This is a genomic window from Amycolatopsis pretoriensis (assembly GCF_900107925.1).
GTDB lineage: Bacteria > Actinomycetota > Actinomycetes > Mycobacteriales > Pseudonocardiaceae > Amycolatopsis > Amycolatopsis pretoriensis.
Window position 1 is genome coordinate 853,789 of record NZ_FNUJ01000003.1, and the last position, 17,431, is coordinate 871,219.

At 70.5% G+C, this 17,431-nt stretch carries 15 protein-coding genes; 1 reads left to right on the forward strand and 14 read right to left on the reverse strand.

Going from position 1 to position 17,431, the window contains the following annotated elements; genetic code table 11:
* Positions 1-21: 21 nt before the first annotated feature.
* Positions 22-1,356: an NAD(P)/FAD-dependent oxidoreductase gene (locus tag BLV96_RS16505; protein WP_086682695.1), complete on the reverse strand. Its 1,335-nt coding sequence runs from the start codon at positions 1,354-1,356 to the stop codon at positions 22-24.
* 84 nt (positions 1,357-1,440) lie between these two features.
* Complete coding sequence (locus BLV96_RS16510; protein WP_086682692.1) at positions 1,441-2,124, reverse strand: uracil-DNA glycosylase; 684 nt, start codon at positions 2,122-2,124, stop codon at positions 1,441-1,443.
* Positions 2,125-2,195: 71 nt separating this feature from the next.
* Here BLV96_RS16510 and BLV96_RS16515 point away from each other — a divergent pair, with 71 nt between their 5' ends.
* Entirely contained in the window at positions 2,196-3,689 is a 1,494-nt protein-coding gene (locus BLV96_RS16515; RefSeq protein WP_086682688.1) for a S10 family peptidase, read from the forward strand.
* Positions 3,690-3,827: 138 nt separating this feature from the next.
* On the opposite strand, the gene BLV96_RS16520 is transcribed toward BLV96_RS16515, so the two are convergent.
* The 12 genes from BLV96_RS16520 to BLV96_RS50685 all read right to left on the reverse strand — a co-directional run bounded on the left by BLV96_RS16520 (position 3,828) and on the right by BLV96_RS50685 (position 17,425).
* A complete protein-coding gene (locus tag BLV96_RS16520) occupies positions 3,828-4,586 on the reverse strand; it encodes a hypothetical protein (RefSeq protein WP_086682685.1) in 759 nt (252 codons plus the stop codon).
* The gene (locus BLV96_RS16525) at positions 4,583-5,368 is read right to left on the reverse strand and encodes a hypothetical protein (protein ID WP_086682681.1); all 786 of its coding nucleotides are present in this window, start codon (positions 5,366-5,368) and stop codon (positions 4,583-4,585) included. Before BLV96_RS16525 ends, BLV96_RS16520 begins: the two co-directional genes overlap by 4 nt.
* 904 nt (positions 5,369-6,272) lie before the next feature.
* Positions 6,273-7,967, reverse strand: a complete 1,695-nt coding sequence (locus BLV96_RS16530) for a S8 family serine peptidase (RefSeq protein ID WP_167379633.1) — start codon at positions 7,965-7,967, stop codon at positions 6,273-6,275.
* A gap of 105 nt (positions 7,968-8,072) precedes the next feature.
* Positions 8,073-9,071, reverse strand: a complete 999-nt coding sequence (locus BLV96_RS16535) for an ABC transporter ATP-binding protein (RefSeq protein ID WP_086682674.1) — start codon at positions 9,069-9,071, stop codon at positions 8,073-8,075.
* A complete protein-coding gene (locus tag BLV96_RS16540; protein WP_086682671.1) occupies positions 9,064-10,059 on the reverse strand; it encodes an ABC transporter ATP-binding protein in 996 nt (331 codons plus the stop codon). Before BLV96_RS16540 ends, BLV96_RS16535 begins: the two co-directional genes overlap by 8 nt.
* A 6-nt stretch (positions 10,060-10,065) precedes the next feature.
* A complete protein-coding gene (locus BLV96_RS16545) occupies positions 10,066-11,019 on the reverse strand; it encodes an ABC transporter permease (protein WP_086682668.1) in 954 nt (317 codons plus the stop codon).
* Positions 11,012-11,941 (reverse strand): ABC transporter permease, encoded by a 930-nt coding sequence (locus BLV96_RS16550; RefSeq protein ID WP_086682665.1) that lies wholly within the window; start codon positions 11,939-11,941, stop codon positions 11,012-11,014. The genes BLV96_RS16545 and BLV96_RS16550 overlap by 8 nt, the downstream gene beginning before the upstream one ends.
* 103 nt (positions 11,942-12,044) lie before the next feature.
* Positions 12,045-13,670, reverse strand: a complete 1,626-nt coding sequence (locus tag BLV96_RS16555; protein WP_244180258.1) for a peptide ABC transporter substrate-binding protein — start codon at positions 13,668-13,670, stop codon at positions 12,045-12,047.
* A 331-nt stretch (positions 13,671-14,001) separates the two neighbouring features.
* Complete coding sequence (locus tag BLV96_RS16560; RefSeq protein WP_086682658.1) at positions 14,002-14,955, reverse strand: Ppx/GppA phosphatase family protein; 954 nt, start codon at positions 14,953-14,955, stop codon at positions 14,002-14,004.
* A gap of 9 nt (positions 14,956-14,964) precedes the next feature.
* Complete coding sequence (locus BLV96_RS16565) at positions 14,965-16,137, reverse strand: lytic transglycosylase domain-containing protein (RefSeq protein ID WP_091389224.1); 1,173 nt, start codon at positions 16,135-16,137, stop codon at positions 14,965-14,967.
* A gap of 145 nt (positions 16,138-16,282) precedes the next feature.
* Positions 16,283-16,792 (reverse strand): DUF501 domain-containing protein, encoded by a 510-nt coding sequence (locus BLV96_RS16570; RefSeq protein ID WP_086682652.1) that lies wholly within the window; start codon positions 16,790-16,792, stop codon positions 16,283-16,285.
* Positions 16,793-16,816: 24 nt separating this feature from the next.
* A complete protein-coding gene (locus BLV96_RS50685) occupies positions 16,817-17,425 on the reverse strand; it encodes an FtsB family cell division protein (RefSeq protein ID WP_244180259.1) in 609 nt (202 codons plus the stop codon).
* Positions 17,426-17,431: the final 6 nt, after the last annotated feature.

Genomic DNA, 17,431 nt, shown 5'->3' on the forward strand with positions numbered 1-17,431 from the left:
GGGCCTTCCGCGAAACGAACGTCAGGACTTCGAGACGCGCGCGAACTCGTCCTTCGGGTTGTTGATCTGGCCCAGCGAAATGACCTCACGCCGGAACAACCCGCCGAGGATCCAGTCGAACAGGATGCGGATCTTGCGGTTCCAGGTCGGCATCGCCTTGAGGTGGTACGCGCGGTGGAAGAGCCAGGCCGGGAAGCCCTTGATCTTCAGGTTCAGCGCGTCGGCCACGCCCTTGTGCAGGCCCAGGCTCGCGACCGCGCCGAGGTTCTTGTGGTAGTAGTCCTTCGGCTTGCCGCCGCGGATCACCTTGATGATGTTCTTCGCCAGCAGGGTCGCCTGGCGGACCGCGTGCTGCGCGTTCGGCGGGCACGTCGCCGTCGGGTCCTCTTCCGTGCGCGAGAGGTCGGGGATCGCCGCGTTGTCGCCCGCGGTCCACACCTCCGGGTGGCCCACGACCTGCATCGCGGCGGTCGCCTCGAGGCGGCCGCGCTTGTCGAGCGGCAGGTCCGAGTTGGCCAGCACCGGGTTGGCCTTCACGCCGGCGGTCCAGATCAGCGTGTCGGTGTCGAACTCCGTGCCGTCCGAAAGCACGACGTGGCCGTTCTCGAACGACTTCGCCGCGGTCGACAGGTAGACCTCGATGCCGCGCTTCTCCAGCTGCTCGACCGTGTACACGCCCAGCGTCTCGCGGACCTCGGGCAGGATCCGCCCGGCGGCCTCGACGAGCACCCAGCGGACGTCGGACGGCTGGATGTTCGGGTAGTAGTTCTCCACCGCGAACCGGGTCATGTCCTCGAGCTCGGCCAGCGCCTCGATGCCGGCGAACCCGCCGCCGACCACCGTGAACGTCAGCAGGCGCTTGCGCAGCTCGGGGTCGAGCGTGCTCGCGGCCTCGTCGAGCTTGGTCATGATGTGGTTGCGCAGGTAGATCGCCTCGCCGATGGTCTTGAAGGCGATGCCCTGCTCGACCAGGCCCGGGATCGGGAGGATGCGGGCGACGGCGCCGAGCGCGACGACCAGGACGTCGTAGCCCAGCTGCTCGATGTGGCCGTCGGCGGCCTCGACCGTGACGGACTTCTTGTCGTTCTCGATCTTGGTGACGCGCGCGGTCAGCACGTGGCAGCGCTTGAGCACCCGCCGCAGCGGCACGACCACGTGCCGGGGCTCGATCGCGCCGGCCGCGGCCTCCGGGAGGAACGGCGCGTAGGTCATGTGGGGCTGCGGGTCAACGACGGTCACGGAGGCCTCGTTGGCCCGGAGCATCTTCTGGAGGCCGTACGCCGTGTAGAGCCCGACGTACCCACCACCGAGGACGAGGATCCGAGTCGGTTCCGACTTCGACTTCGCAGCAGCCATGTCCTCATGGTGACACCTTCGCCGCGACCCCGCTCGGGGGCCCCATCCGGCTGTGACCAGCGTCGCTGCGGTTTCCGTAACGATTCAGTTGTCCCCTGTCACCGAGGTCGCGGCGCGGAACACGGCCGCCACCATGGCGTGGGTCACGCGGTGAGTCTGGACATTGCGCGGCGACACGTGGTAACAGCCGAAAACCCGCAGGTCGTCCAGCTCCAGGACGGCGCCGTGCGCGAACGCGGGACGCGGCTGCGGCACCGGCCAGCCGGCCTCGGCGAGCACGGGCAGTAACGCCTGCCAGCCGAACGCCCCGAGCACCACGATCGAGCGCAGTGTCGGACGTAACAGCGTGAGCTCCTCGGCGAGCCACGGACGGCACGTGTCGCGCTCGGCCGGCGTCGGCTTGTTCTCCGGCGGCGCGCAGCGCACGGGCGAGACGAGCCGGGTGCCGTAGAGCTCGAGGCCGTCGCCCAGCCGCTCGGACGTCGGCTGCGACGCCAGCCCGACCTCGTGCAGCACCCGGAAGAGGAAGTCGCCCGACGGGTCGCCGGTGAACATCCGGCCGGTGCGGTTCGCGCCGTGCGCCGAGGGGGCCAGGCCCACCACGGCCAGGGACGCGTCGGGCGGCCCGAAGCCGGGCACCGGGCGCGCCCAATACTCCTCGCCGCGGAAGGCCGCCTTCGTGCCCGCGACGCCTTCGCGCCAGGTCACGAGCCGCGGGCAGGCGCGGCAACCGGCGACGGCGGTGTCCAGCTCGGCCAGGGACCTCATCGCGGCCAGTCCTCGGTGTGCACCAAGTCACCCTGCCACAGGCCCGCGCCGCCGCCGTCTAAGTTGGGTCCATGGCGGACAGCACCCCCGAAGAGGCCCCCGAGAAGAAGGTCGCGGAGACGACGGAGATCCCGGCCGAGCCGACCGACGACATCGTCACGACCCAGCACACGCTCACCGTGAAGCGCAAGAAGCTCGCGTACACGGCGAAGGCGGGCCGGATCGTGCTCCGCAAGGAGATCGTCAAGGACGGCAAGTCCGAGGGCTTCAAGGCGAAGGCGGAGGTGTTCATCACCTCCTACACGCTCGACGACGCGGACCCGGGCACGCGGCCGGTGACGTTCGCCTTCAACGGCGGCCCCGGCTCGTCGAGCATCTGGCTGCACATGGGCCTGCTGGGGCCGCGCCGGGTGCTCTCCGGCGACGTCGACGACCTCGTGCCGCCGCCGTACGGGCTGGCCGACAACCCCGAGACGCTGCTCGCGCACAGCGACCTCGTGTTCATCGACCCCGTCTCCACCGGCTACTCCCGTGCGTCCGAAGGCGGCGAGACCAAGGACTTCCACAGCTTCAAGGGCGACATCGAGTCGGTCGGCGAGGTCATCCGGCTCTGGGTGTCGCGCCACCAGCGCTGGCTGTCGCCGAAGTTCCTGGCCGGCGAGTCCTACGGCACGCTGCGCGCCGCCGGGCTGGCCGCGCACCTGCAGGAACGGCACGGGCTCTACCTCAACGGCCTGCTGCTGATCTCGTCGGTGCTCGACCTCGGCACGCTGCGGTTCACCGAGGGCAACGACCTGCCGTACTCGCTGTACGTGCCGACGTACGCGGCCATCGCGCACTACCACGGCCTGCACGGCGAGCGTCCGCTCGACGACGTCCTGGCCGACGCCGAAGACTTCGCGGCGAAGGACCTGCCGTACGTGCTTTCGCGCGGTGCGCGGCTGTCCACTCAGGACCGGGCGGAGGCGGTGGCCACGCTGGCGTCGCTGACCGGGCTCACCGAGTCCTATGTGGACCGGGTGAACCTGCGGATCGAGCACGTGCGGTTCTTCACCGAGCTGCTGCGCGACCGCGGCCTGACGGTCGGGCGCATGGACGGCCGCTTCACGACGTGGGAGGTGGACGGCGGCCGCGAGCACATGAGCGACGACCCGTCGATCTCCCGGGTGATCGGCGCGTACGCGGCGGCGTTCAACCACTACGTGCGCGCCGAGCTCGGGTACGAGAACGACCTGCCGTACGAGCTCATCCACGAGGACACGTTCAAGGCGTGGTCGTACTCGGACTTCGAGGGCCGCTCGGTGTCGGTGGTGGACTCGGTGAGCGCGGCGATGCGCGCGAACCCCCACTTGCAGGTGCACGTGGCATTCGGGCATTACGACGGCGCGACGGCGTACTTCGCGGCCGAGCACGTGCTGGCCCACCTGCGGATCCCGGAGGAGCTGCGCGACAACATCGACACGGCGTACTACCCGGCGGGGCACATGATGTACGTCCACGAGCCGACGCGGGTGCAGCAGTCGAAGGACCTCGCGAAGTTCGTGAAGAAGGCGTCGAACCGCTGAGCTTCACCGGTCCCCGGAGCGGCCTCGCTCCAGGGACCGGTGGAGGTCGCCGGAGCGCTGCCGTACGTCCGCCACACCGGCGGCCAGGCGCGTCCGGGCGGCTTCGATCGTCCTGATCATGCCCCCCGGTCTGCCCGGTCAGCGGGCTTCAGGGGGCGACCAGTCGACCGCGGTCCCCCGCGGCAGCGGGTCCCCGTAATGGCCGGCCGGCAACGGACGGCGCCCCCGGAGGTACGCGACCAGCTCGGCGGCGATGACCACGACCGCGTACGCGACCAAGACCGGCGCGTACCCGCGCGGCACCGGGGACTCCGTGACCAGGTCCAGCAGCGGCGGTACCGCCACCAGGGCAGGCGAAGCCGCGTGGAGGTTCTCCGCCACCAGCCCCCGGTACACCGCCGCCGACGCGTCGTCCACGGCGAGCACCGGGGCCCGCAGGAAGCTGGTCACGATCACGACACCGCAGGACGCGAACACTCCCAGCAGGATCAGCCGGCCGGTGGCGAACGCCGGTGCGGTCGGGAGCAGCGAGACCGCGATGGCCGCCCCGCCGCCGTAGGCCAGCGCGCCCGCCGCGACGAACCAGCCGCCGGGTCGGGAGGCCGGGCCGGGCCACGGCCGGGTGCGCCGAGCCAGTTGCCTCTGCGCGGACCGGATCGACTGCCACCCGGCAAGCAGGATGGCCAAGCACACGAGGTACACCAGCGCGCTCACGGTCGCGCCGAAGAAGTCCAGGTAGAACACCCCGCCGAGGAACACCGGGACGCCGAACACCAGCAGCCACACCAAGCTGCGGCCGCTCAGGTCGCGCGTGGCCAGCAGCGCGTCGATGAACGGCGCCGGGGCCCGGACGCGCTGTCCCCGGCTCGCCAGCCAGCGCAGCGCCGCCGCGCTCACGCCGGCACCCCGTAAACGCCTTCCGCGGGCAGCGCGGGGATCCGGGCGCGCTGGGCGAACCACGCGACGACGTGCGTCGCGACCGCCAGCACGACGTAACCGATGAGCCACGGCCTGCCCGGCGGGTCCTCGACCAAGAGGTCGGCGACCACCGGCACCGCGAAGAACGACGGCATGGCGAGCTGGACGTCCTCCAGCCGCGTCACGACGTCGACCGCCAGCGATCCCTCGTCCTCGGCGAGGACGGGCCGACGGACCACCCCTGTCAGGATCACCGCCTCCACGACCGCGCCGAGCGCGACCAGGCCGAGCCAGAACACGCCCCAGAGCGCCCCGCCGGCCGCCAGCGCGATGCCGAGGACGGCCCCTCCGCCGAACGTGATCGCCAGCGACGTCACGTACCAGCCGCCGATCACCTCCGGCCACGGCGGTGGCCGCCGGTCCAGGCGCCGGGTCCCCAGCTGGACCGCCGCCCGGCGGTCGCCGGCGCGGCGGTGCAGCCACACCGTCGACAGCACCAGCACGGCCGTCAACGTCGTGAACCCGGCGTCCGGCAAGTCGGCTCGCTCCACTCCGGGCAGGAGCTGCAGGAAGCGGTAACCGAACAGGGCGGCGCAGTTCACCACGGTCACCAGCGCCACGGGGACGAACGCCTCCGGCACGCCCTTGCCGCCGCGGGGGCACAGCCGCGCCGTCAGCAGCGTCGCCGGCTCGGCCACGCTCACGCCGTGGCGCTTCAGCCACTTCGCCGCCGCTCGCTCCTCCACCGTCAGCACGATCATCGGTCCTCCCCCTCGTCCCGCTGTACACGCGCGAAACGCCGTCGAGGTTTACCGGCCGTAGAAGCCCGGCGGCAGCTTGCGCCGGCGCGTCACCAGCCAGCGCCGACCAGCCCAGCGGGCCGGGCTCGCGCAGGTCGACCGCCGTCACGGGCATCGCCGCCAGCGCGAACACCACCGGCGGCGCGTAGCGGTGGGCGTCCCGGCTCCGGAGCAGGCCGTCCACGGCCAGCGACGTGGGATCCTCCGCGATGACCGGCGTACGCAGGATCCGGCCGGCGATCGCCGCGGTCACCCCGACGCCGACCGCCAGCGCGAACGTCTGCGCGTAGGCGTCGAAAGAGGGCGCGGCCACGATCGTGGCCGCGCACAACGCCGCTCCCCCGACGAAGGTGACCGCGGTGGCGGCCAGATACCCCCAGCCGACCTGCCGCGCGGCTTCCCGCAGCGGCGGCGGCCTCCCGGTGCCCGCCCAGCGTTCGGCGACCGCGTCCCGGTGCCGGACCTCCCGCGAGCGGAACACCTCCAGGACGGCGAACACGACGAAGAGCACCCCCCAGCCGGCCGGGGACCTCCTGCGTGAAGACGTTCGTGCCGATCAGGGCGACGGAGACGGCCCCGAACCACGGCGACACCGTCCGGGTGGCCCACTCCCGGGAGCCGAGCCGCAGCGAGAGCAGCCGGGTCGGCAGCCGCACCCGGACGCCCCGCCGGGCGAGCCACGCCCGGGCGGCCGCCACCTCCGCAGCCGTCGGCTCCCCCGGCAACCACGGATCGACCGGCAGCGCCGGTTCACGCACGCCCACCCGAACCCCCTCGTCCCGGGGTACACGCCTCAGCCCCGGAAAAGGTTGCGCGCGAAAACGGCCCACCCCCGGCTGGAGGTGGGCCGTTTTCGAGGAACTCCCTACTTCAGGTACTGCGAACCGCGCGTCACCGCCGCGTAGGCGTCGACCGCGCCGTGGCCGTAGAAGCCGTTGAACGACGGGTCACCCTGGCAGGTAGCGGTGAACGTAGCGTCGCGGCCTTCATCCAGGTAGTCCACCGTGCGGGGGACCGGGCACGCGATCTCCGACGCCGTGCCCTCGAGCACGCGCTGGACCTTGTCCGGGTCCATGCCGAACTCGCCGTGCGACTTCTTGCCGTACTGGGAGATGATCAGCGCCGAGACGCCGACCGCGTGCGGCGTCGCCATCGACGTGCCCTGCAGCCACTGGTAGTAGCCGACCCGGCCGTCGGCCGCCGTCGCCTTCTGGACGCCCGCGGCGACACCGGCCGGCGTCAGGTTGCCCGCCGCGTCGATGTTGCCCTCGGCGACACCGACGTTCTTCGGGTACGTCGAGAGGATCTCGTTCTCGACCGTGCGGAACCACGGCGTGCCGAAACCGTCGCGGAAGTAACCGCCCGGCGCGGAAACCGAGATCTGCTCGGTGCCGTAGTTCGAGTAGTCCGCCTTCGCCTGCGACGGCCCGAACGCGCCGACGCCGATCGTGTGGTTGCCCTCGACCGGCAGGTTCAGGCAGGACGTGTTGTCGATCGTGCGCGGGTGCGTCGTGTTGGCCGGGTAGTCCGGGCTCGTGGTGTCCGGCAGCGGCGCGCCGAGGTCGGTGTGCTCGTTGCCCAGCGCGACCACCATCGTGACGCCCTTGCGGTGCGCGTAGTTCAGCGCGCGCTGCGTCGCCTCGATGATCGTGCGCTGCTCGGCCTGCTCGGCGGGCGTGTCCGCCGGGTTCGCCGTGCAGTTGTACAGCCACGGGTCGGTGTAGAACGACATGTTGACGACGTCGATGCCCGCGTCGCCGGCGTAGGTCAGCGCGTCGACGGTCGGCTGCAGGAAGAAGTAGCCCGAGTCCTGGCCCGCGCGGATGTTCACCAGCGACACGTTCGGCGCGACGCCCGAAACGCCGAAGCCGTTGGCCGCGGCGGCGATCGTGCCGGCGACGTGCGTGCCGTGGCCGCCGTCGTCGTGGTTGACCGGGTCGACGCAGCCGCGGAACTCGCACGGACCGTCGACCTCGACGCCGTTGACGTCGAACGGGATGTCCTTGACGAAGTTGCGCGAGTCGGCCGCGTCGAAGTTCGGCGCGATGTCCGGGTGCGTGCCGTCGATGCCGGTGTCGATGACGCCGACCTTGACCTGCTTGCTGCCCGGCTGCTTGGTGCGCGAAAGGTCGGAGCGGACGGACTTGAGGCCCCAGAGCTGGTCGTCCAGCGGGTCCATCCCGACGGCCTTGTTCGCGGCGGCCTTCTTCGACGCCGCGGCGCCGCGGCCTTCCTTCTCGACGTTGTCCTTCTTGGCCTTCTTGCCGTTCTTCGGCAGCGAGCCGATGACCTGGGCCTTGGCCGCGCCGAACACGGCCCGGTTCGCCGAGACGCGCTCGGTGAACCCAGTGGCCGGGGCGCTGGCCTTGATGAGGCCGACGGCGGTGTTGGTCTCCAGCACGGTGCCGCCGGCGGCCTTGACGGCCTGCTGGACGGTGCCGATGCTCTGCGTGTCCTTGGCGAGCACGGTGAACTCGGTCGCCGGGCCGGACAGCGCGGGCTGCGCCGACGCGACCGGGACCGCGACGGCCGAGATCGCCCCGAACAGCGGGACGGCCATGGCCGCGGCGAGAAGCCTGGGTCTCTTCACGATTCTCCTCCTCGGGAAAGCGGTTCCTGCGCACCGTATAGACCGGACATAGCGCAAACAACGGCCAAACGTACGTTATGGAACAACCGACTTCTGCTCCGCGAAGTGACAAGCTGACAAATGACCGTCCGTCCTGGGCACCAGCTCCGGGACCTCCGTCGCGCACCGGTCCTGCGCCTTCCAGCAGCGCGTGCGGAACCGGCACCCGGACGGGGGGTCCAGGGGACTCGGCACGTCGCCGGTCAGCCGGATCACCTGCCGCTGCCCGCGCACGGCCGGGTCGGCCACCGGCACCGCCGACAGCAGCGCCTGGGTGTACGGGTGGGACGGTCGCTCGTAGATCTCTTCGTCCGTCCCGATCTCGACGATCTTGCCGAGGTACATCACCGCGACCCGGTTGGACAGGTGCCGCACCACGGACAGGTCGTGCGCGATGAACACGTACGACAGCCCGAACTCGGTCTGCAGGTCGCCGAGCAGGTTCATCACCTGCGCCTGGATCGAGACGTCCAATGCGGACACCGGCTCGTCGCAGATGATCACCTTGGGGCGCAACGCGAGCGCCCGCGCGATGCCGATGCGCTGGCGCTGCCCGCCGGAGAACTGGTGCGGGTAGCGGTTGAGGTGCTCGGGGTTGAGCCCGACGACCTCCAGCAGCTCCTGCACCTTCGTCGCGCGCGACCCCTTGGGCGCGACGTCGGGGTGGATCTCGAACGGCTCGCCGACGATGTCGCCGACGGTCATCCGGGGGTTCAGCGACGTGTACGGGTCCTGCAGCACGATCTGGATCTCGCGCCGCAGTTTCCGGAGTTCGTTGCCCTTCATGGAAAAGATGTCGCGACCTTCGAATTTCGCCGCGCCCGCGGTCGGTTCTTCCAGGCGCATCAGCACCTGGGCCAAAGTGGACTTGCCGCAGCCGGACTCGCCGACGACGCCGAGCGTTTCGCCCGGCAGCAGGTCGAACGAGACGCCGTCGACGGCCTTGACCTGACCGATCGTGCGCTTGAACAGGACGCCGGTGCGGACCGGGAAGTACTTCTTCAGGTCGGTGATCGAGAGGATGGGATCAGGCACGGGAGTTCACCACCTCTTCGGCGAAGTGGCACGCGCTGGTCCGGCCGAAGCCGATGCCGTGCGGCGGCGGGACTTCTTCGCTGCACCGCGCTTCGGCTCGCTTGCACCGCGGGTGGAACGGGCAGCCCGGCGGGATGTCGAGCAGGCTCGGCGGCAGGCCCTTGATGGTCTCCAGTGTCTGTCCTTTGAGGTCGAGCCGCGGCAGCGAGTCCATCAGGGCGGCGGTGTACGGGTGGGCCGGCGCGCGGAACAGCTCGACGACGTCGGCCTGTTCGACGATCCGCCCCGCGTACATCACGGCGATCCGGTCGGCGACCTCCGCGACCACCCCGAGGTCGTGGGTGATCAGCACCAGGCCCATCTTGCGTTCGGCCTGGATCTCGCCCAGGAGGTCCATGATCTGGGCCTGCACGGTGACGTCGAGGGCGGTGGTCGGCTCGTCGGCGATGAGCAGGTCCGGGTCGAGCGCCAGGGACATGGCGATCATCGCGCGCTGGCGCATGCCGCCGGAGAACTGGTGCGGGTAGTCCTTGATCCGGCGTTCCGCCGCCGGGATGCGGACGGTGTCGAGCAGCTCGATCGCCCGCTTCCGCGCGTCCTTTTTGGACATACCGAGCCGGACGCGCAGCTGTTCCTCGATCTGGAAGCCCACGGTGAACACGGGGTTCAGCGCGGACAGCGCGTCCTGGAAGATCATCGCGATCTCGCTGCCGCGCACTTCGCGACGACGTTCTTCGGACGCCGTCAGCAGGTCCTCGCCGCGCCAGCGGACGGCACCGGCGGTGATCACGCCCGGCGGCATGTCGAGGATCCCCATCACCGTCTGCGCGGTGACGCTCTTCCCGGAGCCGGATTCGCCGAGCACGGCCAGGGTTTCGCCCGCGTGCACGGAGTAGCCGACGCCGTTGAGCACGTTCGCGACGCCGTCGGACGTCCGGAACTCGACGTGCAGGTCCTCAACTTCGAGCAGGAGTTCGTTGTCGGACAAGAGGATCTACCTCGACTTCGGATCGAGCGCGTCGCGGATGCCGTCGCCCAGCATCACGAAGGCCAGCACGGTCAGGGTGACGAAGGCGCCGGGGAACAGCAGCATGTGCGGGTCGTTGCGGAAGTAGTCCCGCGAGTCGCTGATCATCACGCCCCACGAGATCACCGGCGGGCGCACGCCGATGCCGAGGTAGGCCAGCGTCGCTTCGGCGCCGATGAACGCGCCGAGCGCGATGGTCGCGTACACGAGCACCGGCGCGAGGGTGTTCGGCAGCAGGTGGCGGAAGATGATCCGCGGCGTGCTCGCGCCGAGACCGCGGGCGGCCTTGACGTAGTCGAGCTGCTTGGCCACCAGCGTCGCCGAGCGCATGATGCGCATGGCGACCGGCCAGCTCAGCACCGCGATCGAGCAGACCACCTGGACGATGATGGTGACCGCGCCGGGGTTCGAGCCGGGCGCGTTGAACGTCGTCAGGATGACGATCGCGCCGAGCACGAACGGCAGGCCGGCGAAGATGTCGCCGAACCGCGACAGCAGGCTGTCGACGAGCCGGCCGTAGTAGCCGGCGAGGATGCCGACGACCGATCCGATGAGGACGGTCAGCAGCGTCGCGAACACCCCGACCAGCACCGAGGCGCGGGTGCCGTAGATGGTGCGGGCGTAGACGTCCTGGCCCTGGTTGTCGTAGCCGAACCAGGCGTCGCCGGACGGGCCTTCGTTGGCGTGCGTGAGGTCGCTGAAACCTGCGTCACGCGAGCTGAACAGGCCGGGCGCGATCGCGACCAGCACGATCAGCACGATGATCACGGCCGCGGCGACGAACGCCGGCTTGCGCCGCAGCTGGCGCCACGCGTCGCTCCACAGGCTGCGGGGTTTCTGCGGACTGGTGGCGGAGTCGTCGACACGGGACAGCTCGGCCGCGTCGGCCCCGCCGCCGCCCACCAGGTTCGGGTCAGTCATAGCGGATCCTCGGGTCGAGAACGGCGTAGAGCAGGTCGACGATCAGGCTCATCAGCAGGTACACCAGCACCAGCAGGACGACCACGCCGACGACGGTCGCGCTCTCCCGGTTCTGGATGCCGCGGAAGATGAGCCCGCCCAGGCCGTTGATGTTGAACACGCCTTCGGTGACGATCGCGCCGCCCATCAGGGCGCCGAGGTCGGTGCCGAGGAAGGTCAGCACCGGGATCACCGAGTTGCGCAGCAGGTGGACGAGCACGACCCGGCTCTGCGGCTGGCCCTTCGCGATCGCCGTCCGGACGTAGTCGGCGCGGCGGTTTTCGGCGATGCTCGTTCTCGCCAGCCGGGCGACGTAGGCCATCGACAGGCTGCCGAGCGCGATGCCGGGCACGATGAGCTCGCCGATGCCCGGGTCGTCCGACACGCTGGCCTCGATCAGCCCGAGGCCGTTGCTGCCCAGGGCCAGCTGCAGCACGATCGCCGTGACGAACACCGGCAGCGAGATCAGGAACGTCGTCGAGACCAGGACCAGGTTGTCGAGGAAACCCTTGCCGCGCAAGCCGGTCAGCACGCCGGCGGTCAGGCCGATGAGGGCCTCGATGACCACGGCGATCACGGCCAGGCGCAGCGTGATCGGGTACGACGTGGCGATCAGCTCGCCGACGGACGTGCCGTTGAAGGTTTCGCCCCAGTCGCCGGTGAACAGGCTCCCGAGGTACTTGAAGTACTGCACGAAGATGTTGTCGTCCAGGTGGAACTTCTGGGTCATCTGGGCGATGTAGGCCGGCGGGCAGGCGGCCTGGCCGCACTTGCCGGAGAACGGGTCGCCGGGCACGGCCCAGACCAGGACGTAGATGAGGAAGGTGGTGCCGAAGAACACCGGGATCAGCTGGAGCAGCCGTCGCAGGACATAGCGGGTCATGACGTTCCTAGTGCGCGCCGGCCGTCGTGAGTGGCAATTCGGGTTCTAACCCTGATTACCACTCACGACGGCGTGGTGGTGGTTACGGCAGGTCAGCGCGTCACTACTTCTTCAGGACCTCGATGGACGGGTAGTCCGGCATGCGGCGGAAGTCCAGCGCGGCCGACTTGAGGTTCTTCGACTTGGCCGCGACGCCCTTCTCGTCCCACACCGGGATCGTCGGCAGGTCCTTCGCGATGAGGTCCTCGGCCTGCTGGTACAGCTTGACCGCGGCGTCCTTGTTGGCCGTCGCGTCCGCCTGCGCGAGGAGCGCGTCGACCTGCGGGTTCGAGTAGGTCGAGTCGTTCGAGGACCCACCGGTCTTGAAGATCGGGTTGAGGAAGTCCTCGATGGACGGGTAGTCCGCCGACCAGTCCGAACGGCCCATGCCGGTCAGCTTGTGCCCGGTCACGATGCTGCGCCACTGGCCGAAGTCGGTCGCGGGCACGAAGTCGCACTCGACGCCGAGGGTGTTCTTGATGCTGTTGCACGCCGCGACCAGCGGTTCCTTGCGGCCACCGTCCGCGTTGGACGCGATGGTCAGCTTGCCCGTGAACCCGGACTTCTGGAAGGCCTCCTTGGCCGCCGCCGGGTCGTACTTGCAGAACTGGCAGACGCCGGGCCGCGCGCCGGGGATGCCCTGCGAGATGTAGCCGTCGGCCGGCACGTAGGTGTCGTTCATGACGGTCTTGGTGATCTGCGCGCGGTCGATCGACATCGAGATGGCCTTGCGCAACTCGAGGTTGTTGTACCCGGGCACGTAGTACGGGATGGCGATGGTGCTGATGCCGAGCAGGTGGCCGGTGACGAGCCGGTCGCCGAGGTCGGACTTGTACTTGCCGCCCGCGACCGCCGACGGCGGCAGCGCCTCCATGAAGTCGAGCCGCCCGCTCAGCAGGTCCTGGTAGGCGGTCTCCTGGCTGGCGTAGATCTTGATGTCGAGGTCCTTGAAGTGGACCTTGTCGTCACCCTTGTAGTCGTCGTTGCGGGTGAGCTTGATGTCCTGGTTCGGCGTCCGCGAGACGAACTTCATCGGGCCGTTGCCGATGGGGTGCTGCTCGAAGCCCTTGGGGTCCTTGAAGAACACGTCGGGCAGCGGCGCGAAGGCCTGGTAGCCGACCTTGATGTCGAACACGGAGAACGGCGCGTCCAGGGTCACCTGGAACTCGTAGTCGCCCTTCTGCACCAGGCCGGACATCTTGTCCGTGGTGGGCTTGGCGTTCTCGTCCTCGGGGTGGACGTCCTTGTACCCCTGGATGTTCGAGAAGAAGTCGGTGTTGAGCTGGCCGTTGGGCGCGTAGGCGCCGTAGTTCCAGGCGTCGATGAAGTTGTGCGCCTTCACCTCGGTGCCGTCGTGGAACTTCCAGCCCTGCTTGATCTTGATGTCGTAGACCTTGGAATCGGTCGTGGTGATCGAGTCGGCCATCAGGTTGAACGGCTTGGCGTCCGCGCCCTTGAAGCCGACCAGCGTGGCGAACATGACCTGGATCGCCTTGGTGCCGCCGAGGTCGTTGATGTTCGTCGGGACCAGCGCGTTCTGCGGCTCGGTGCCGTAGACGCTGACCGTGCCGTCCGGGTCGGTCTCGCCGGCTCCCGCAGAGCTGCCCGACCCGCCACCGCACGCGGCGAGCACGAGTGCCAGCGAAGTCATCACCACCGTGGGTCCCCAGAGCCTGCGCGAACGACGCATGATCCCCTCCATATCCGGTGTGTCCGAAAGGTGAGACGCACGCTATCGGGGCGGGTGAAGCTGATCACGGACTGCGGTGTTGCAAATGTGTGACGGTCGTCGGGACCACCTGGTTGGAGCACAACCAACGTAGGAATCCGGATACTCCGGACGGCCTAGCGCGGACAGGTGGTCATCGGACGCTCACCCACGGTTTGCTTGCGGCGCAAGTCTTTTCGGGTGGCCGAACGGTCGGTCAGGGCGCAAGGGGGCGGCTCGGTCGGTTGTGGACCGCGCCGACGCTGGAGTGATGCCGCGCGGCCTCGGCGGGTGCCGCGGGAGGGGCCGCCGGTCAGGCCAGCGACAGGGCGATGCCGTCGAGGATGTCGTGCTCGCTGACCACCAGCTCCGTCGGCCCGCCCCGGGCCGCCAGCTGCTCGGCCAGGGTCTGGACCACCACCGCGCCGCCGCCGATCACGTCGACCCGGCCCGGGTGGATCACCGGGTTGGCCGCCCGCTGCGCGTGGTTCTCCGACAGCAGGCGCGCGGCCAGCCGGTCGATGTCCGCCGCGCCCAATGTGGACAGGTGCACCCGCTCGCTGTCGTACTCCGGCAGCCCCAGCGCGATCGCCGACAGCGTCGTCACCGTGCCCGCCACACCCACCCAGGTGCGCGCGCGGGCGACGTCGACCACGTCGAACGCCTCGGTCAGCACCTTGCCCGCCAGGTCGCGGGCGGCGGCGATCTCGTCCGCGGCCGGCGGGTCGCTCTTGAGCGCGCGCTCGGTGATGCGGACGCAGCCGATGTCGACCGACTTCGCGGCGAGCACCTCGGCCCGGCGGCCGTCCCACGTGCCGAGGACCAGCTCGGTCGAGCCGCCGCCGACGTCGGCCACCACGAACGGGCCGTCGTCCGGGTCCTGCTCGCCGACCGCGCCGGTGAAGGACAGCCGCGCTTCCTCGTCGCCGGTGATCACCTCGGCCTCGACGCCCAGGGTCTCGCGGGTCATGCGGAAGAAGTCGTCGCGGTTCTTCGCGTCGCGGGTCGCGGAGGTGGCGACCATGCGCACCTTCTCGACGCCCTTGCGCCGCGCGGCGATCGTGTAGTCGGCGAGCGCGACCCTCGTGCGTTCGATGGCTTCGGGGGCCAGCTGCCCGGTGGCGTCGACACCCTGGCCGAGCCGGACGATCCGCATCTCGCGGTGCAGGTCGCGCAGGTCGACCGTGCCGTCGTGACGTGGCGTCAGCTCGGCGACGAGCAGGCGGATGGAGTTGGTCCCACAGTCGATCGCGGCAACACGAGGCATGCGATCACCCTAACCGGCGGGCGTCGGCCCCACGGTCGTGGTCGTCGTGGTCGTGGTCACCGAGGTGATCGTCCCGCACGTCGGGGGCGGCGGCGTGGTCGTCGGATTCGGCGTGGTCTCGCCGGTTCCGGTCGTCGTCGGGGGCGGCGGGGTGGTCGTCGTCGACGTTTCGGTCGCGGTCGTGACCGTCGTGGTCGGCGCCGGGCAAGCCGGCTTCGACGTGGTCGGCCCGGTCGAAGTCGAGCCCGGGGTGGTCGGCGTCGTCGTGGGCGCGCTCGGCGTCGTCGTCGGGACCGGTGGGGGCGGGATCGCCGGCGGCGCGGGGAGCGCCGCCGCGTTCGGCGCGCCGACCGGGACCGTGCTGTCCGGCACCTGCATGATCCCGTTGCGGTAGGCCTCGGCCCAGAGGATCACGGTGTTCACGTACGTGTCGGAGTTGTTGTACCGGTAGATCGCGCCGCGCAGCTGGTCCGGGTTCGACAGGTCGAACCCGCCCGAGCAGAGGTAGCGGCCGGTCGCCAGCGCCGCGTCGAAGATGTTGTTCGGGTCGGACTTGCCGTCGCCGTTGCCGTCGGAGGCGTAGCCCTTCCACGTCGCCGGGATGAACTGCGTCGGGCCGACCGCGCGGTCCCACACCGGGTCCGTGTCGAGCTCGCCGTGGTCGGTGTCCGGGATCGCGGCGAACCCGCCCTGGCCGTTGAGCTCGGGGCCGAGGATCGGTTCGCGGGTGGTGCCGGCGGCGTCGACGTACCCGCCGCGCGCGTGGTTGGACTCGATCCGGCCGATGCTGGCGATCAGCGCCCAGTCGATGTGGCACGCGGGCAGCTCGCGGCCGAGGATGTCGGCGGCGTTCTTGTACGCGGCGAGCGCGGTGGCCGGGATGCCGAGGGGGCCGTCGGGGAGTTCGTACGCCGGGAGCGGCAGCGGGGTGGGCGCGCCGGGCAGGGTGCCGTCGACGGCGATCTGCTGGATGGCGGCGTTGCCGGGGTCGTAGCCCTGGGCGAGGGCGGCGTCGCGGGTGTGGTCACCGGTGCCGCCGAGCCAGCCGAGCGTGCCGCCGCCGGCGAGCAACGCCGGGACCACCGCGAAGATGCCGGTGATCAGCGGGAACGCGGTGCGGTGCCGGAGCCCGAATCTTCGGGCGTGACTCCCGACTGCGTCAGGCAGCCGCCGCACGCGCATCGCTCGAACCCCTCCTGGCCGGTCGCACCCTCGGGTGACAGCCTGCCGTACCCGGGGCCCGGTTTCACCCCTTCGGGAGTCTGGATCTCACCGAATCAGGGTTTTCGCTCACCCAGACCAGTTATCTGTTCACGACCCGCGAGCGTTACGCGGCGCAGTCCCCCGAGGGCCACCCGTTCGCCTTAAGGAGCGCCAGCGTCTCGTCACCGAACGGGTTCACGCCCGGGCCGACCGCGAGCGAGTGGGCGACGTGCACGTGCAGGCACTTGACGCGGCCGGGCATGCCACCGGCGGTGACCTGGTGCCCGAGCGGCTCGATCGCGTCGCGCTCGGCGAGGTAGGTCTCGTGGCAGCGCTGGTACTGGGCGGCCAGCTCCGGGTCGGTGGTGAGCCGCTCGGTCATCTCCTTCATCAACCCGGACGCCTCGATCGTGCCGATCATCGAGTTCAGCTTCGGGCAGGTCAGGTAGTAGAGCGTCGGGAACGGCGTGCCGTTCTCCAGCCGCGGGCTGGTCTGCACCACGGACGGGTGCCCGCCCGGGCACCGCGCGGCCACCGCCCGCAGCGCCCGCGGCGGCCGTCCGAGCTGCTCCGCGATGGTCTCGCGGTCGGCGTCGGTGACGGGCTCGTACCGGTGCTGCTGCGTGCTGTTCACGCGGTCAAGGTTAGAGCGTGCACTTCAGCCGCCGGAGACCTGGTTCCAGAGGTTCTCGTACCAGGAGCCGTCCGGGACCTGCTGCTGTCCCTGCTGCGGCGCCGCGTCCGGAGCCTTGTCCTCCGGGAGCTGCACGATGTACGGCGTCTCGCCCGGCTTGACGTACCGCAGCCGCCGCCGGGCTTCCGCCTCGATCTGCGCCGGGTCGCTCAGCTCCGCCTTGCGGCCCTGGAGCTGGGCGACCGTCTGCTGCAGCTGGGCCTGCTGCGCCTGCTGTTCGCGGATCTCGGTCCGCTGGGCGAGGTAGGTGCGCAGGGGCACGGCGATGGTGAACGCCAGCGCGCACACCACGATCGCCACCACCGCCGCGCGGCGGGTGGTGGACATGCCGAGCACCTTCGCCGCACCGGACGCGCGCTTCGCCGCCAGGCTCCGGCGCAGCCGGGTCCGGGTCGTCTCCACGTCGCCGGTGCGGCGGCGCGCCGCGGTCGTGCCGTCGGCGGTCCGGGGTGGCCGGGAGCCCGGGCTCCCCGCGCGCGCGGCTTCGGGCCGGCGGGCTCGCGAAGCCCCACCGGCCCGGGCGGCCCCGCCGCTGCCGCGACGTCCGCGCGTCGTCCTCCCCCGGTCCGCCATCGGCGA

Bases quoted from the DNA above. Each gene is read 5' to 3' on its own strand.
- BLV96_RS16505 (WP_086682695.1), bottom strand. From the start codon at position 1,356: ATGGCTGCTGCGAAGTCGAAGTCGGAACCGACTCGGATCCTCGTCCTC.
- BLV96_RS16510 (WP_086682692.1), bottom strand. From the start codon at position 2,124: ATGAGGTCCCTGGCCGAGCTGGACACCGCCGTCGCCGGTTGCCGCGCC.
- BLV96_RS16515 (WP_086682688.1), top strand. From the start codon at position 2,196: ATGGCGGACAGCACCCCCGAAGAGGCCCCCGAGAAGAAGGTCGCGGAG.
- BLV96_RS16525 (WP_086682681.1), bottom strand. From the start codon at position 5,368: ATGATCGTGCTGACGGTGGAGGAGCGAGCGGCGGCGAAGTGGCTGAAG.
- BLV96_RS16530 (WP_167379633.1), bottom strand. From the start codon at position 7,967: ATGGCCGTCCCGCTGTTCGGGGCGATCTCGGCCGTCGCGGTCCCGGTC.
- BLV96_RS16545 (WP_086682668.1), bottom strand. From the start codon at position 11,019: ATGACTGACCCGAACCTGGTGGGCGGCGGCGGGGCCGACGCGGCCGAG.
- BLV96_RS16550 (WP_086682665.1), bottom strand. From the start codon at position 11,941: ATGACCCGCTATGTCCTGCGACGGCTGCTCCAGCTGATCCCGGTGTTC.
- BLV96_RS16555 (WP_244180258.1), bottom strand. From the start codon at position 13,670: ATGCGTCGTTCGCGCAGGCTCTGGGGACCCACGGTGGTGATGACTTCG.
- BLV96_RS16560 (WP_086682658.1), bottom strand. From the start codon at position 14,955: ATGCCTCGTGTTGCCGCGATCGACTGTGGGACCAACTCCATCCGCCTG.
- BLV96_RS16565 (WP_091389224.1), bottom strand. From the start codon at position 16,137: ATGCGCGTGCGGCGGCTGCCTGACGCAGTCGGGAGTCACGCCCGAAGA.
- BLV96_RS50685 (WP_244180259.1), bottom strand. From the start codon at position 17,425: ATGGCGGACCGGGGGAGGACGACGCGCGGACGTCGCGGCAGCGGCGGG.